Below are 14905 nucleotides of genomic sequence, written 5' to 3'. Positions count from 1 at the left end.
CCTGGCCCTTCTATGTCAATTCTCATTATTTTTAGAGAAGGTGACGCAGCACTCCTCCGGGCGCGGATCCAGACGGGCCGCCGAGCCGTCCTGGCCGAGCGCCTCCAGCAGCCCTCGGCACAGCCCCAGGTTCACCGAGCAGACCAGCAGCGGATGCTCCTCGGCAGGCACGTGGAACGGGCAGTTGCGCAGCCGCACCCTGCCCTCCTCCTCGTACGGCTCGTAGCCGCCCCGCCGCAGCGCCCCGATGAGATCATCGTCCTGTCGCGCCAACCCGGCCCCGGCCCGTCGCGCGACCTGCTCGGCCCGCTCCTCCCCGCCGAGCGACTCGACCGCCTCGGCCAGCACCAGGGCGAGCGTTCGGTAGTCCCTGGCGGGCACGCTGACCTGCCACTCCCCCCGCGCCCTGTGATAGACCTTCGCCGGCCGGCCGCTGCCGGGTCCCGTCCGCTCCGTCAGCCGTCTGAAGCCCGCGTCGAGCAGACCGGCCTCGACAAGTTTGTCGAGGTGGAAGGCGGCCAGAGTCCGCTGGATCCCCACCGCCCCGGCCGTCTCGTTGCGCCCCACCTCCCTGCCGCAGGAGGTCACATAGTCGTAGACGGCCCGGCGCACCGGGTCGTGCAGTACCGCCACCTTGTCGAGGTCATCACCGCTCACAGCCCGGATTGTAGGCGGGGGCGGCGAAGGTCACGTCCGGCGCACGGATCAATAGGCGGCCAGCACGTCGACGACGAAGACGAGCGTCTCGCCGGGTTCGACGGACGGCGGCAGGCCGTTCTCGTAGCCGAACCTGGGCGGGACGACCATCAGGACCCGGCTGCCCACCGGAACGCCGACCAGAGCCCGGTCCCAGCCCGCGATGACGCGGCCCTTGCCGATCTGGAAGGCCTTGGGGTGCCCAGCCGCCCAGGTGGAGTCGGAGACGTCCTTGCCCCAGACCCTGCTCTCGTACTGGGTGACGATGAGCTGTCCCGCACGGGTCTCGGCCCCGGCGCCCCGGACGAGGATCTTGCTCCTCAGGTCGGCGGGAGGCGCGCTGTCCGGCAGGGAGATGACCGGGCGCCCGCCGGAGGTTCCGGTGACCCTGACCCCGTCGAGAGCCCCGCTTCCGCCCTTCGCGGCGGCGCCGGGCGGGAACGCGCCGAGCACGTCGACCACGTAGAACAGCTCGTCCTCGACGGTCATCCCGCCGGGCGGGTTGGGACCGTACGCCTCCTCCGGCGGAACCGCGACGACCACCCGGCTGCCGACCTTGTGGCCGCGCAGGGCCTTGCCCACACCGGTGATCGTCTGGTTCAGCGGAAAGGACGCCGGGGCGCCCTGGTTGAAGCTGGAGGCCAGCAGGCGGTTGTCCTTGCCGTCCCACACGTGCGCGGTGTACTGGGCGACGACCAGGTCGTTCCCCCCGATCTCCGCGCCGGTGCCCGTCATCAGCTCGGTGAATTTCAAGCCGCCGGAGGGCGCGCCCTCGGGAAAGCGCACGGTGGGCCTGTCACCGAAGCTCCCGAGCACCTCGACCTCCGGTCCCGCCTGCCCGTCGCCGGAGGCGCAGGCGGTGACCAGCACGAGCGAAAGCGCGGCGAGCAGTGCCGTGGGACGCATCCGAACTCCCGGGGCCGGTGGCTGAGCCAACCCTAACGCCCTATTGGGAGAATTGTCAGTAGCTGAAGATCGCGATCGGAGAACGCGAACCCGGCCGTGCGCGCACGGCCGGGTTCGGGGGTGAGTCGCTCCTCAGGGAGCGTCAGTAGGCGGCCAGCACGTCGACCAGGAAGACCAGGGTGTCGGTTCCCTTGATCTTGTCGCCGGAGCCCGCCTTGCCGTAACCGAGGTCCGGCGGGATGCTCAGCAGCACCCGACTGCCCACGGGGACGCCGACCAGACCCTGGTCCCAGCCCTTGATGACCTTGCCGGTGCCGATCTGGAACATGATCGGCTGGCCACCGCGGGACCAACTGCTGTCGAACTCGACGTCCGAACCCCAAATCTTCCCGGCGTACTGGACCAGGATCGACTGACCGGACTTGACCTCGGGCCCGGCGCCCTTGATCACGGTCTTGGCGACGAGTTCCTTGGGCGCCTTCTCCTTGGTCTTGGTGGTGAGCTTCGGCGCGGTCTCGCCCCCGGGGTTCTCCACCTTGACACCGGCGACGCCGGGGTCGGTCGCGGTGCCCTGGGCCGCGTTCCCCTCGGGAACGCCGACCACGTCGACCACGAAGACCTGCGACTGGCCCGCGGGGGCCTGTGCCTGCTGCTCCTTGGGCAGCGCGTCCTTGGCGACGACGGACATGAACCTGCCGCCGCCCTTGGTCTCGGCGAAGCCCTTTCTGAGGATCTCCGGAACCTGCTCGTTGAGCGTGATGACCTGCGGGCCGCCCTCGTCGTAGGTCGAGCCGGCGAGCTTGTTCTCCTTGCCGTCCCAGGCGAAGACCGTGAAGTTGGCCACCACGTTGGTGCCGAGCTTGGCGGCCTCCCCCGTGGTGCCGGGGGTGAGCACCTTGTAGGAGGAGGTCTCGACGACCTTGGCCGGGAAGGACACGTTCGGCTTGGCGCCGATCTCCCCGGTCACCTGTAGCTCGGTGACTCCGCTGCCGGCGGAAGTCGAGGCGCCGGTGGACGCGTCCCCTCCCGAGCCGCATGCTGCGGCGAACATCAGAGGCACTGCGGCCAGTACGGCCATGCTGCGGCGGCGCATAGGTATCCCTCAAGCAGACGTCAGGTTCGCGCCACACTACCCGTACCGGCATACGGAGGAGGTAAGCATGGAAGGAGCTTGCCGAAGCGTGACCGTCACATTCCGGCGATGAGCTTGTCCACCCTCTCGTCGACACTGCGGAAGGGGTCCTTGCACAGCACCGTGCGCTGCGCCTGGTCGTTGAGTTTCAAGTGCACCCAGTCGACCGTGAAGTCACGGCGCTTCTCCTGCGCCTTGCGGATGAACTCCCCGCGCAGCCGGGCACGGGTGGTCTGCGGCGGCACCGACTTGGCCTCGAAGATCTTCAGATCGGAGGCCACCCGCTCCACCGCGCCACGCTTCTGCAGCAGGTAGAACAGGCCACGGCGGCGGTGCACGTCATGGTAGGCGAGGTCGAGCTGGGCGACCCGGGGGCTCGACAGCGGGAGGTCGTACTTCTTGCGGTAGCGCTCGATCAGCTGGTATTTGGTCACCCAGTCGATCTCGCGGGCCACCTTGTCGAGATTGCCGGTCTCGACCGCGTTGAGTGTGCGCTCCCACAGTTCCAGCACCCGCTGGCTGATCTCGTCGCCGCCGCGGCGGTCGACGAAGTCACGGGCCTTGGAGAGGTACTCCTCCTGTATCTCCAGCGAGGACGCCTCCCTGCCGTTGGCCAGCCGGACCCGCCGCCGCCCGGTCATGTCGTGGGAGACCTCCCGGATGGCCCTGATCGGGTTCTCCAGGGACAGGTCACGCATCACGGTGCCCGCCTCGATCATGCGCAGCACCAGGTCGGTGGCACCGACCTTGAGCAGCATGGTCGTCTCGCTCATGTTGGAGTCGCCGACGATGACGTGCAGGCGGCGGAACCGCTCGGCGTCGGCGTGCGGCTCGTCACGGGTGTTGATGATCGGGCGCGACCTGGTGGTGGCGCTGGAGACGCCCTCCCAGATGTGCTCGGCCCGCTGGGAGACGCAGTAGACCGCCCCGCGCGGGGTCTGCAGCACCTTGCCGGCCCCGCAGATGATCTGCCGGGTGACCAGGAACGGGATCAGCACGTCGGCCAGGCGGCCGAACTCGCCGTGCCGGCCCACCAGGTAGTTCTCGTGGCAGCCGTACGAGTTTCCCGCGGAGTCGGTGTTGTTCTTGAACAGGTAGATGTCGCCGGCGATGCCCTCCTCGCGAAGACGCTTCTCGGCGTCGACGAGGAGGCCCTCCAGGATGCGCTCGCCCGCCTTGTCGTGGGTGACGAGCTCCACGACGTTGTCACACTCGGGGGTGGCGTACTCGGGGTGGCTGCCCACGTCGAGATACAGGCGTGCCCCGTTGCGGAGGAAGACGTTGCTCGATCGGCCCCAGGAGACGACACGGCGGAATAGATAACGCGCTACCTCGTCGGGTGACAGCCGCCGCTGCCCCCTGAATGTGCAGGTGACGCCGTACTCGTTCTCAAGCCCGAAGATGCGACGATCCATTGCCTCACACTATTCGCCGAACCCCTCTCGTGGGAGGGATCATGGGGTTTTCGGTCGTACGGCTTATGCCCCGGGCTGTGAGCGGCTAAGCGCGGACGCGTCTCGGACTCGGATCGCCGCCGGGTGCGAGCGGCGCGCGGGCACCGGGCTCGGCGGGCCGGATCAGCCGCCGCCCTGCCAGAAGATCTCGACAACCTTGGTGATCCTGCCGTTCTCCGTGGTGATCAGGGCCGGCCGGTAGAGGCCCTCCACCCCGGCCAGGGACGCCGCCTCCTTGACGTTGTCGATCAACGCCTGGCGGGTGCATCTCTCGGTGCCGAGGTTGGTGGCCTTGTCATAGGTCTGCGACGAGCCATCGCAGCCACTGTCCGCGAGGAACAGCACGTCCTCGGCGATGGGCGCCGCATAACGGGTCACGTCGCCTTCCTCGGGGCCGTCGAAGTGGCCGTCCTCGCCGCCGCTCTGGGTGAAGCGGATCGGCCGGTACTCGGCCACGCCGCCCTCGTCCACGTCGGTGAGCCAGCCGCGCAGGACGCCCTCGAAGGGAGGCGGGCCGCCTTTGCTCCAGTCGTGCTCGGGGGCGACCTGGAACTCGGTGCCGAAGAGCTCGGGGGTGGCCGCGGGGCTGGAGGAGGTGGCGGGGCCGGGCGCTCCGGTCGTGGGGGTGGGCGTCTCACCACAGCCGGACGTCAGCACCACGGCCGCGAGCAGGGCGAGCGCGGCGGGACCGGCAGAGGGGAGGGCGAGCCTGGTCCAGGCCCGGGGGGCGGCGTTTCTCACACACACTGTGACCATCGGTGAGCGGGTTCGGTTGTCAGGAGAGGAGGTGATCCAGGACACACCGAGAGCGCCGCACCTGGCGGGGCGGCGCTCTCGGTGTCCCATGGTCGGTCGTCGGCCCCGGTCAGCCGCTCGCCCCGGTGTCGATGTCGCCGTCGGGCGCGGTCGGCGGGGCACCGGGCGTCTCGGGCGCGGAAAGGGGACTCTCCTGCTGGGCGGGCTGGGCGGCCACCTCGGCCGCGGGGGCCCCGTCGGACAGCAGGCGCTCCAGTCTCGGGCCGCTGAGCCGCAGGAACTTGCGATGCGGCCGGTTCCGGTCCAGGACCGCGACCTCCAGCTGGCTCGCGGGGAAGCGTTCGCCGCCCGGCTCGGTCAGGGCGAACAGCGCCGCCTCCAGGGCCTCGGACAGCGACAGGCCGTCGCGGTAGTGCTCCTTGAGCCGGCCGGCCACCGCCTCGGCCTGGCCGCCCATGGCCACCAGGCCCGCCTCGTCGAAGACCGAGCCGTCGAAGGTCAGCCGGTAGATGTGGTCCTCCTCGGAGGAGTCGCCGACCTCGGCGACCACGATCTCCACCTCGAACGGCTTCAGCGACTCGGTGAAGATCTGGCCGAGATTCTGCGCGTAGAGGTTGGCCAGGCCGCGGGCGGTGACGTCGTCACGGGCGTAGGTGTAGCCGTTGATGTCGGCGTAGCGGATGCCGCCGAGGCGCAGCGCCTCGAACTCGTTGTAACGGCCCACCGCGGCGAAGCCGATCTTGTCGTAGATCTCGCTGATCTTGTGCAGGGCGCGGGACGGGTTGGGCGCGACGAACAGGATGCCGTCCTCGTACTGCAGGACGACGACACTACGGCCCCGCGCGATCCCCTTGCGCGCGTAGTCCGCCTTGTCTCGCATCTGCTGCTCGGGCGAGACATATCCAAAAGGCATGGACACCTGGGGTGATCCTCTCGTGTTAACGCAGCGGGGCGATGGGGCCGTCGGGGAAGTTCGTTCTGGTGTCGATCACGGCCCGGACGAACTCACCCACCTCCTCGTCGGGAAGTCGGCGGTATCCGTCGGCGGTGATCACCGCGACGACGGGCCAGATCTTGCGGATCACATCGGGGCCGCCGGTCGCCGAGTCGTCGTCGGCCGCGTCGTAGAGGGCGTGAATCAGCGTCAGCACGGTGTCCTCGGGCGAGGCGCCCTCGCGGTAGAGCTTCTTCAGCGCACCCCGTGCGAAGATCGAGCCGGACCCGATCGCGTGGTGCTGGTGCTGTTCGTAGGGGCCACCGCCCACGTCGTAGCTGAAGATCCGACCACCGTCGACATCGGGGTCGTAGGCGGCGAAGAGCGGCACGACCGCGAGTCCCTGCATCGCCATCGGCAGGTTGCCGCGGATCATCGTGGCGAGCCGGTTGGCCTTACCCGCCACCGAGAGTGTGCGGCCTTCCCGCTTCTCGTAGTGCTCGAGTTCCACCCGGTAGAGGCGGGCCATCTCGATCCCGGCACTCGCCACCCCCGCGATGCCCATGCCCGAGTAGTCGTCCGTGCGGAACACCTTCTCCATGTCACGCTGAGAGATGATGTTTCCCGAGGTCGCCCGGCGGTCTCCCGCGATCACCACGCCACCGGCGCATATCGCCGCGACGATCGTGGTGGCATGCGGGATCTGGTCACCCACCGGGGTCGCCAGGGTCTCGTTACGGCCAGGCAACAAGTCCGGCGAATGGGACCTGACGAACTCGGTGAACGAGGAGCTCCCGGTGTCGGTAAAGATATGGTTCACCATGCCGGCGGGCAGGTCCCTGTGCGATCCCACGCGACTCCCTCCAAAGGTGCGGTCCTTTAAGGCCCGACCTTACTCATCTTGCCGTCCTGCTTGCACTTCCCTGGATCAGCTCAGCGCGAACCCACCTCCGCCGGGCTTTTGAATCTTTACGGGCGACTACATCCGTGTAGTGGCCGAGTCTTCGCGACATGCCCGCCCCTCGGCCCGCCTCCGGACGCACGGGCGGGCGAACCTTGGTGTCGACGCCTTGGTGTCGACGCCGGGCGCGAGCCGCACGGCCCGCCTCCGGGCACGCGGGCGGGCGGGCCGGAGACCCACCCGATGCCCGGGCCCCTCCTCCCACTGCTCCGCTCTCCCGCCCGGTGGAATCGAGCGGGAGCCACCTCGCTCGGCGAACATCCGACCGAAGTCGGCCTCGATGACGTCTCTCGGTGATGCCATGGCCCGGTTTCGCCGGTAGCCGCGCTCGCCGCCGTGGTTCTTGACTTCGCCTGCCCTTTTCATCCGGTCGCGACAGGGCCTGCGGTGAGAAGTCAGTCCATCTGGTCGTGCTCGGTCACGGCTGAATTCGGCCTACGGCCTGGCCGCCCGTCATCTCCGGCGATATTCGCGGCCGGTGGAACCCTCCGGCCGCTCCCCGCCGGCTTTTCCCGCGCGGCCCCCTACTCTCCGCCCTTTTGCACGTAGCTCCTAACGAATTCCTCCGCGTTCTCCTCAAGAACCTCGTCGATCTCGTCGAGGATCGCGTCGACGTCGTCGGAGAGCTTCTCGTGACGCTCCTGGACGTCGGAGGTCTCCGCCGCGGCGGTCTCCTCGACTTCCTTGTCGGTACGGCCGGTCTGCTTCTGGCCGCCGGTGTCCTTACTTGCCATCTGTGGCACCTCCGCCTGGGGGACGCATCTGACTCATATCTTCCCCGAACCGGACGACATTGCGCGCGGATCGTCCCGCGATCTTTACGGGAGCCCCCTGCTCCGTCCCGGGGTACCTCCCGCCAGGAAACCTCCCCAGGGGCTCCACGGCAAACCCCCTCCGGCCCGTTCTCCTGGACGAGATGCCGCCCGACTCGGGCAGGTCGCCGCCCTGGTCGGCCCTGTGTGACCACCATCACCCTCGAATCGGGGCTTATCCGGCGCCCACGGGAAGGTGGGGAACGTTCCAAGTAGGCCTATCGGATTGAAAACTGCGATCATTGAGGGGTGAGCACCATCATCGCGCGCAGGTACAAGCTCGTCTCCCGCGTCGGCCAGGGGGCGACCGGCGTCGTCTGGCGCGCATACGACCTGCTTCTGGAGCGAGAGGTGGCCCTCAAGGAGATACCCCTGCCACCTGGACCCGCCGCGGCCGAGCAGCGGCGGCGGGTGGTCCGGGAGGCGCGGATGGCGGCACGGCTGAGCCACCGTGGCATCGTGACGGTGCACAACCTGACCGAGGAGGCCGAGCGCCTCTGGATCGTCATGGAGTTCCTGGAAGCCCTCACGCTGCACGACACGCTCGTGCAGGCGGGCCCACTCCCGGTCGACCTGGTGGCCGCGATGGGGTGCCGCCTGCTTGACGCGCTGCGGCACGCGCATGACGGCGGAGTGATCCACCGCGACATCAAGCCGGCCAACATCATGCTGACCGGTGATCGGGTGGTGCTGGCCGACTTCGGGTTCGCGGCGCCGGAGGGCGCGGCGACGACCTCGATGCGGGGCACGCCGGCCTTCATCGCGCCGGAGGCGCTGCAGGGCAGGGGGGGCACCCGCGAGGCGGACATGTGGTCGTTCGGCGCGACGCTCTACATGGCGGTGGAGGGCAGGACCCCGTTCCGTACGGTGAACTCGATGGCATCGCTGGTGGCGGCGCTGCGAGAGCCGCCGCGCGCGCCGAAGCGGGCGGGCGCCCTGGAACCGGTGCTGCGAGGGTTGCTGCGCAAGGATCCACGGGCTCGGCTGAGTGCCGAGCGGACGTCGAAGATGCTGGAGGACGTGCGCTGCTTCAGCGCGGCCTGACGCGTTTCCCAGCGTTTTCCAGCGCGCCCACCGGCTTCTGGGCAGTTTCTCTGAATACAAAACAGGGATTTAAGGACGCGAAACAAAATTCCACCGTGCCCACGCAACTAAATTGTTACACTTAATTACCATAAGTAACCATATGGTGCACCGTTCCAGGTGAAAATATGAATCAGCTGAGGGGCCCGGCTTCTATGTGCAACGGGTGATTCATGGGAACAGGCGCAGAGAAGGCACGTCCACTGGGTGATCGTTATCACCTGACCTCGCCGATCGGGCAGGACGGCATGGGTATTGTGTGGCGTGCCCATGATTCCCTGCTCAGGCGGAATGTGGCGATCAAGGAGATCCAGCCGCGGTTCGGCGAATACGGGGCGGACATGCGTGACGCGCGGCGCCGGGCCCTGCGCGAGGCCCGCTCGGCCGGGCGGCTCAACCATCCGGCGGTGATCTCCGTGCATGACCTGCTCGAGGAGGACGGACGGCTCTGGATCGTCATGGAGCTGCTGGAGGCCCTCACGCTCAAGGAGACGGTGCGCCACATGGGCCACCTGCCGATCCACTGGGTGGCGTGGATCGGCTTCCAGTTGCTGGGCGGGCTGCGCCACGCGCACGGGGCCGGCGTCCTGCACCGGTCCATCAACCCGCGCAACATCCTGCTGACCGGTGATCGGGTGGTGCTGGCCGACTTCGGAATCGCGGCGCTGCACCGCGACTCGGGCACCTCCACGACCCTGCCGCTCACCCATGCTCCCGCCTTCATCGCGCCGGAACGGCTACGGGGCGGCCTGCCGACCCCGGCGGGCGACCTGTGGTCGTTCGGGGCGAGCCTGTACTTCGCGGTGGAGGGCCGGCCGCCGCGCTCCGGTCACCGCCCGACGCCCCATGGCCCGGCCGCCGGCCGGAACCCGGAGACGATGGTACGGGCGGGAGCGCTGCGTCCCGTCCTGGAAGGGCTGCTCCGGCGCGACCCGGCGGCCCGCATCAGCATGGGCCAAGCGGGTCGCATGCTGTCGGCGGTCCTGCACGCGGAGGGCGTGGCTCTGGCCCGGCCGCGACTGCCCGCGGCCCGGCTGCCACCGGACGCTTACGCGTAGCGCCTACGCACGTTCCGGCCAGGATCGCCACCGGGCCGGACCGCCGCTTCCGCATGGTCCTCGGATCGAGGGAGAGGCCGCCGGGAGCCTCTCCCTCGCGAAGCGTCACTACTCGCCGGTCAGCGCCGTCACCAGCTCCGCGGCGCTACGGCAGCGGTCGAACAGCTCGCCCACGTGGGCCTTGGTACCGCGCAGCGGCTCAAGGGTGGGCACACGCTGCAGCGACTCGCGGCCGGGGATGTCGAAGATGACCGAATCCCAGGAGGCCGCGGCCACCGACTCGCTGTACTGGCTCAGGCAGCGGCCTCGGAAGTAGGCGCGGGTGTCGTTGGGCGGCACCTCGACAGCCCTCTGCACCTCTTCCTCGGTGACCAGGCGCTGCATGCGCCCCCGGGCGACCAGCCGGTTGTAGAGCCCTCGGTCGGGACGGATGTCGGAGTACTGAAGGTCGACGAGTTGCAGACGCGGATGCGACCAGGAAAGACCGTCGCGGGTGCGATAACCCTCCAGGAGCTCCAGCTTGGCCACCCAGTCGAGCTCCCTGGACAGCTGCATCGGGTCGTCCGCCAGGCGGGTGAGAACCGACTCCCAGCGCTCCAGGACGTCCTTGGTGGGCTCGTCCATGCCGTTGACGCTGCGTTCCTCGGCGTACTTGCGCGCGAGTTCCAGGTATTCCATCTGGAGCTGCACCGCCGTCAGCCTGCGGCCGTCGCGCATGGGGATCTCGTACTTGAGCGTCGGGTCGTGCGACACCGCGCGCAGCGCCTGGACCGGGTTGTCCACGGTGAGGTCGCGGGTGAAGTACCCGTCCTCGATCATGGCCAGGACGAGCGCGGTGGATCCCAGTTTCAGGTAGGTCGAGATCTCCGACATGTTGGCGTCACCGATGATGACGTGCAGGCGGCGGTACTTCTCCGGGTCGGCGTGCGGCTCGTCCCGGGTGTTGATGATCGGCCGCTTGAGCGTCGTCTCCAGGCCCACCTCGACCTCGAAGAAGTCGGCCCGCTGGCTGATCTGGAAGCCCTCACCCCGGGAGTCCTGGCCGATGCCGACCTTGCCCGCGCCGGTGACGACCTGCCGGGAGACGAAGAACGGCGTCAGGTGCCTGACGATGTCGGCGAACGAGGTCGCCCGGCGCATGAGGTAGTTCTCGTGGCAGCCGTAGGAGGCGCCCTTGTTGTCGGTGTTGTTCTTGTAAAGCTGGATCGGGGCGTTGGCCGGCATCGCCGAGGCGCGAACCGCCGCGTCGTGCATCACCCGCTCGCCTGCCTTGTCCCAGATCACCGCCGCCCGAGGGTTGGTGCACTCGGGAGTGGAGTATTCGGGGTGGGCATGGTCCACGTACAACCGGGCCCCGTTGGTGAGGATCACGTTCGCCAGGCCGAGGTCCTCGTCGGTCAGCTGGCTCTGGTCGGCCACCTCCCGCGCGAGGTCGAACCCCCGCGCGTCGCGCAACGGATTCTCCTCCTCGAAGTCCCATCGCGCGCGCCGTGCTCTGGCCGCCGAGGCCGCCAGATAGGCGTTCACGACCTGAGAGGAGGTCACCATCGCGTTGGCCCCCGGCTGTCCGGGCACGGAGATGCCGTATTCGGTCTCGATGCCCATCACCCGCCGTACCGTCATGCGCACCCTCTGTTCATCAGGGACTGTTTCTCTCCGAGGTATCTATTCCCGACCCTAGACCCTTCACTATGCCCGGTGGTCGGACAGTTATGGCACCGAAGCCTTTTCGCCCGTTGCGAGGGGGATCGAGGAGAACCCGGGAGGCTGTGCGGGCGACGCCTGTCCGGCCTTCCCGCGCCTTCTCGACTTGACGAACTCCTGGAGGGGACGCTCGGCCACCCGGTACACCAGGTAGGAGAACGCCATCGCGGCCAGCACGGTGACCAGGGCGGTCAGCGGCGGTGGCAGCGTGTCCCGCAGGGCCGGGACGATCAGGACGGCGGCCGCGGTGTGGAAGAGGTAGAGCGGGTAGGTGAGCGCTCCCAGGACCACCAGGCCGCGCCAGCGCAGCCGGCGCAGCCAGCCGAGCGCCACCATCGCCATGAGTACGTAGAAGCCGACCACCGTGGCGACGACGGCCCAGTCGGGCACGGGCATCGCGGCGTAGCCGACCTTCTCCACCCGCCCGGCCACCCGATCGAGTGCCGCGCTGACGGCCAGGCCGCCGCTGATCCCGGCCAGACACCACAGGACCAGCCTGGGACCGAATCTGGTCATCAGGAAGAACGCCATGCCACCGACGAAGTAGGCCGCGTACTTGGGCATGATCACGAGTTCGACCCACGCCTCATCGCTTCCCGCGAAGAAACCCGCGGCCAGGAGCCAGACGCCCATGAAGGCCAGGCAGCGGTTGAGCGTGACCCCGGTGATCACCAGGATCGAGATCAGCACGTAGAAGCGGAGCTCCACCCAGAGCGACCAGTAGACACCGTTGGCGTCATAGACGCCGAAAGCCCGCTGAAGCATGGTGAGATTGACCCCGTACTCGCCGAGGCTGAGTTTGGGGTCCAGGGCCGTGGCCGCGGTCAGTCCGTAGACCGCGGCGGTTACCACCACGCTGACCCAGTAGGCGGGAAAGAGCCGCACCAGCCGGGAGAGGGCGAACGCCCCCAGCCCCCGGCCCCAGATGCTCATCAGGATCACGAAACCGCTGATCATGAAGAACAGCTCGACACCGAGGATGCCGAGCCCGGAGATCGTGGAGATCGCCGGGAACAACTTGGCGGGACGGTCGCCCCACACCGAGGCGAAGGCGATGAAGTAGTGGAAGGCGAGCACCGCCATGGCGGCGGCGAAGCGCAGGAGGTCGAGTTCGGCGAGGCGGCCGCTTCCCCGAAGCGCCTCGCGAGACCCCGTGCCGGTCACCTGGCGGCCGGGCCGGAATGTTCACGCACGCCACTTGGACGGCGCTTCGATCATTCGGGTTCCCTGTGACGGCCGTTGATTTCCGATCGCTTTCGGGGCGGGTGTGACCGGAGATACGGATGGGGACGGATCCGCACCGCCGAATATGAATAGCGAAGGGTTAAAAAAAGCGACAAAATTCTTTAAAGCCGCAAAACATCGCAAAACTGGACAAAAACCTGGCGAGACGCTGACGGCGCGGCCTCCCGAGGGAGGCCGCGCCGTCGATCGGCACGCGTGCCGCCGTTACAGGTACTGACCGGTGTTGGCCACCGTGTCGATGGAACGCCCGGCCTCGGTGCCCTGCTTGCCCGTCACGAGGGTGCGGATGTAGACGATCCGCTCGCCCTTCTTGCCGGAGATGCGGGCCCAGTCGTCGGGGTTGGTGGTGTTGGGCAGGTCCTCGTTCTCGGAGAACTCGTCCACGCAGGCCGCCAGCAGATGCTGGATCCGCAGACCCTTCTGCCCGGTCTCCAGGAACTGCTTGATCGCCATCTTCTTGCCGCGGTCGACGATGTTCTGGATCATCGCGCCGGAGTTGAAGTCCTTGAAGTACAGGACCTCCTTGTCCCCGTTGGCGTAGGTCACCTCAAGGAAGCGGTTCTCCTCGCTCTCGGTGTACATCCGCTCGACGACCCGCTGGATCATCCCGAAGATGGTCTCCTGGCGGTTCCCGCCGTGCTCGGAGAGGTCCTCGGAGTGGAGCGGGAGCTCCGCGATGAGGTACTTCGAGAAGATGTCCCTGGCCGCCTCGGCGTCCGGCCGTTCAATCTTGATCTTGACGTCCAGGCGGCCGGGCCGCAGGATCGCCGGGTCGATCATGTCCTCGCGGTTGGAGGCGCCGATCACGATGACGTTCTCCAGGCCCTCGACGCCGTCGATCTCCGACAGGAGCTGGGGAACGATGGTGTTCTCGACGTCGGAGGAGACGCCCGAGCCTCGGGTCCGGAAGATCGAGTCCATCTCGTCGAAGAACACGATCACCGGGGTGCCCTCGGAGGCCTTCTCCCGGGCCCGCTGGAAGACCAGGCGGATGTGCCGCTCGGTCTCACCGACGTACTTGTTGAGAAGCTCGGGCCCCTTGATGTTGAGGAAGAAGCTCTTTCCGGACTGGCCGGTCTTCTCCGCGACCTGCTTGGCCAGGGAGTTGGCGACGGCCTTGGCGATGAGCGTCTTGCCACAGCCGGGCGGTCCGTAAAGCAGGACGCCCTTGGGCGGGCGGAGCTTGTGCTCACGGAAGAGGTCGGCGTGCAGGTACGGGAGCTCGATGGCGTCCCGGATCTGCTCGATCTGCCGCATCAGCCCGCCGATCTCCTCGTAGGAGATGTCGGGCACCTCCTCCAGGACGAGCTCCTCGACTTCGGACTTGGGGATGCGCTCGTAGACGTAGCCGGAACGGGGTTCGAGCAACAGGGAGTCGCCTGCCCGGATCGGCTGGCCCACCAGCGACTCGGCGAGCTTCACCACCCGCTCCTCGTCGGCATGCGAGATCACCAAGGCGCGCTGGCCGTCCTCAAGAAGCTCCTTGAGCATCACGATCTCGCCGAGCTCCTCGAAACCGAGGGCCTCGACCACGTTGAGCGCCTCGTTGAGCATGACCTCCTGGCCGCGCTTCAGCGAGTCGACGTCCACCGCCGGACTGACGTTCACCCTGAGTTTGCGACCCCCGGTGAAAACCTCCACCGTGCCGTCTTCTCTGGTTTCGAGGAACACGCCGAACCCGGATGGCGGCTGCGCCAACCGGTCTACTTCCTCCTTCAAGGCGACGATCTGGTCTCTGGCCTCCTTGAGGGTGGCCACCAGACGCTCGTTCTGGCCGGTTACGGCCGCGAGGTTCGCCTGCAAGTCATGGAGACGCTCTTCAAGGATCCTGGCCTGCCGGGGAGACTCCGTCAGCTTCCGACGCAACACGGTGATCTCCTCCTGCAGGAAGGAGACCTGTGTTGTGAGGTCAGCGACCTCCCGTTCGCGCTGCGCGGCTCGAGCCTCAGCGTCGTCGCGAGCTGCCACGGCGTCACCTCCTTCCCAGTCGAGACCGACTACTCGAAACCCTACCCATCTAAGGGCTGTCCCTTACCTGGCTGAGCAGTGTTCGTATGACTACATTAAGTGCGCGATGATTAATCCCTTTTGGTGCTTTTAGTACTAGAAGCATAAGAACACGAAGGTCCGCTCCCCTGTCACTCCCTCACGGACCGTCGTGGCC

The 14905-nt window shown here is 67.8% G+C and carries 13 protein-coding genes; 2 read left to right on the top strand and 11 right to left on the bottom strand.

Going from position 1 to position 14905, the window contains the following annotated elements; genetic code table 11:
* Positions 1-15: 15 nt before the first annotated feature.
* The 8 genes from AB0K21_RS19330 to AB0K21_RS19295 all read right to left on the bottom strand — a co-directional run bounded on the left by AB0K21_RS19330 (position 16) and on the right by AB0K21_RS19295 (position 7573).
* Positions 16-657 carry a transcriptional regulator gene (locus tag AB0K21_RS19330; protein WP_364151552.1) on the bottom strand — a complete coding sequence of 214 codons (642 nt, stop codon included), beginning with the start codon at positions 655-657 and terminating at the stop codon, positions 16-18.
* Between the two features lie 48 nt (positions 658-705).
* Complete coding sequence (locus AB0K21_RS19325; protein ID WP_343961194.1) at positions 706-1602, bottom strand: FKBP-type peptidyl-prolyl cis-trans isomerase; 897 nt, start codon at positions 1600-1602, stop codon at positions 706-708.
* Positions 1603-1744: 142 nt separating this feature from the next.
* The gene (locus AB0K21_RS19320) at positions 1745-2695 is read right to left on the bottom strand and encodes an FKBP-type peptidyl-prolyl cis-trans isomerase (RefSeq protein ID WP_343961192.1); all 951 of its coding nucleotides are present in this window, start codon (positions 2693-2695) and stop codon (positions 1745-1747) included.
* 95 nt (positions 2696-2790) lie between these two features.
* A complete protein-coding gene (pafA, locus tag AB0K21_RS19315) occupies positions 2791-4149 on the bottom strand; it encodes a Pup--protein ligase (RefSeq protein ID WP_343961190.1) in 1359 nt (452 codons plus the stop codon).
* Between the two features lie 162 nt (positions 4150-4311).
* Positions 4312-4929, bottom strand: a complete 618-nt coding sequence (locus AB0K21_RS19310; RefSeq protein WP_364151547.1) for a hypothetical protein — start codon at positions 4927-4929, stop codon at positions 4312-4314.
* A gap of 124 nt (positions 4930-5053) precedes the next feature.
* Positions 5054-5857 carry a proteasome subunit alpha gene (gene prcA / locus AB0K21_RS19305; RefSeq protein WP_364151544.1) on the bottom strand — a complete coding sequence of 268 codons (804 nt, stop codon included), beginning with the start codon at positions 5855-5857 and terminating at the stop codon, positions 5054-5056.
* Between the two features lie 25 nt (positions 5858-5882).
* On the bottom strand, positions 5883-6701 hold the full coding sequence (gene prcB / locus AB0K21_RS19300; protein WP_343961223.1) for a proteasome subunit beta: 819 nt from the start codon (positions 6699-6701) through the stop codon (positions 5883-5885).
* Positions 6702-7363: 662 nt separating this feature from the next.
* The gene (locus AB0K21_RS19295) at positions 7364-7573 is read right to left on the bottom strand and encodes a ubiquitin-like protein Pup (protein WP_030904562.1); all 210 of its coding nucleotides are present in this window, start codon (positions 7571-7573) and stop codon (positions 7364-7366) included.
* A gap of 327 nt (positions 7574-7900) precedes the next feature.
* On the opposite strand from AB0K21_RS19295, the gene AB0K21_RS19290 reads away from it, so the two are divergent.
* Together AB0K21_RS19290 and AB0K21_RS19285 are read left to right on the top strand one after the other, a co-directional pair.
* Positions 7901-8695 carry a serine/threonine-protein kinase gene (locus tag AB0K21_RS19290; RefSeq protein ID WP_030904564.1) on the top strand — a complete coding sequence of 265 codons (795 nt, stop codon included), beginning with the start codon at positions 7901-7903 and terminating at the stop codon, positions 8693-8695.
* Positions 8696-8907: 212 nt separating this feature from the next.
* Positions 8908-9792, top strand: coding sequence for a serine/threonine-protein kinase (locus AB0K21_RS19285; RefSeq protein ID WP_364151539.1), 885 nt, complete (start codon positions 8908-8910; stop codon positions 9790-9792).
* Positions 9793-9900: 108 nt separating this feature from the next.
* Here the strand turns inward: AB0K21_RS19285 and dop are convergent, their stop codons facing one another.
* From dop to arc, 3 genes are all read right to left on the bottom strand, one after another.
* Positions 9901-11415, bottom strand: a complete 1515-nt coding sequence (gene dop / locus AB0K21_RS19280; RefSeq protein WP_343961180.1) for a depupylase/deamidase Dop — start codon at positions 11413-11415, stop codon at positions 9901-9903.
* An 87-nt stretch (positions 11416-11502) separates the two neighbouring features.
* On the bottom strand, positions 11503-12660 hold the full coding sequence (locus AB0K21_RS19275; protein WP_364151536.1) for an acyltransferase: 1158 nt from the start codon (positions 12658-12660) through the stop codon (positions 11503-11505).
* A gap of 285 nt (positions 12661-12945) precedes the next feature.
* Positions 12946-14709: a proteasome ATPase gene (gene arc / locus AB0K21_RS19270; RefSeq protein ID WP_030904572.1), complete on the bottom strand. Its 1764-nt coding sequence runs from the start codon at positions 14707-14709 to the stop codon at positions 12946-12948.
* Between the last annotated feature and the right edge of the window lie 196 nt (positions 14710-14905).

The sequence above is a fragment of the Streptosporangium sp. NPDC049248 genome (assembly GCF_040678965.1).
Taxonomy (GTDB): Bacteria; Actinomycetota; Actinomycetes; order Streptosporangiales; family Streptosporangiaceae; genus Streptosporangium; species Streptosporangium fukuiense.
This window is presented reverse-complemented; position numbering and strand designations above follow the sequence as displayed.

Excerpts from the sequence above, each read along its gene's own strand:
- AB0K21_RS19325 (WP_343961194.1), bottom strand. The coding sequence starts at position 1,602 with ATGCGTCCCACGGCACTGCTCGCCGCGCTTTCGCTCGTGCTGGTCACC.
- AB0K21_RS19320 (WP_343961192.1), bottom strand. The coding sequence starts at position 2,695 with ATGCGCCGCCGCAGCATGGCCGTACTGGCCGCAGTGCCTCTGATGTTC.
- pafA (WP_343961190.1), bottom strand. The coding sequence starts at position 4,149 with ATGGATCGTCGCATCTTCGGGCTTGAGAACGAGTACGGCGTCACCTGC.
- prcA (WP_364151544.1), bottom strand. The coding sequence starts at position 5,857 with ATGCCTTTTGGATATGTCTCGCCCGAGCAGCAGATGCGAGACAAGGCG.
- prcB (WP_343961223.1), bottom strand. The coding sequence starts at position 6,701 with ATGGTGAACCATATCTTTACCGACACCGGGAGCTCCTCGTTCACCGAG.
- AB0K21_RS19295 (WP_030904562.1), bottom strand. The coding sequence starts at position 7,573 with ATGGCAAGTAAGGACACCGGCGGCCAGAAGCAGACCGGCCGTACCGAC.
- AB0K21_RS19285 (WP_364151539.1), top strand. The coding sequence starts at position 8,908 with ATGGGAACAGGCGCAGAGAAGGCACGTCCACTGGGTGATCGTTATCAC.
- dop (WP_343961180.1), bottom strand. The coding sequence starts at position 11,415 with ATGACGGTACGGCGGGTGATGGGCATCGAGACCGAATACGGCATCTCC.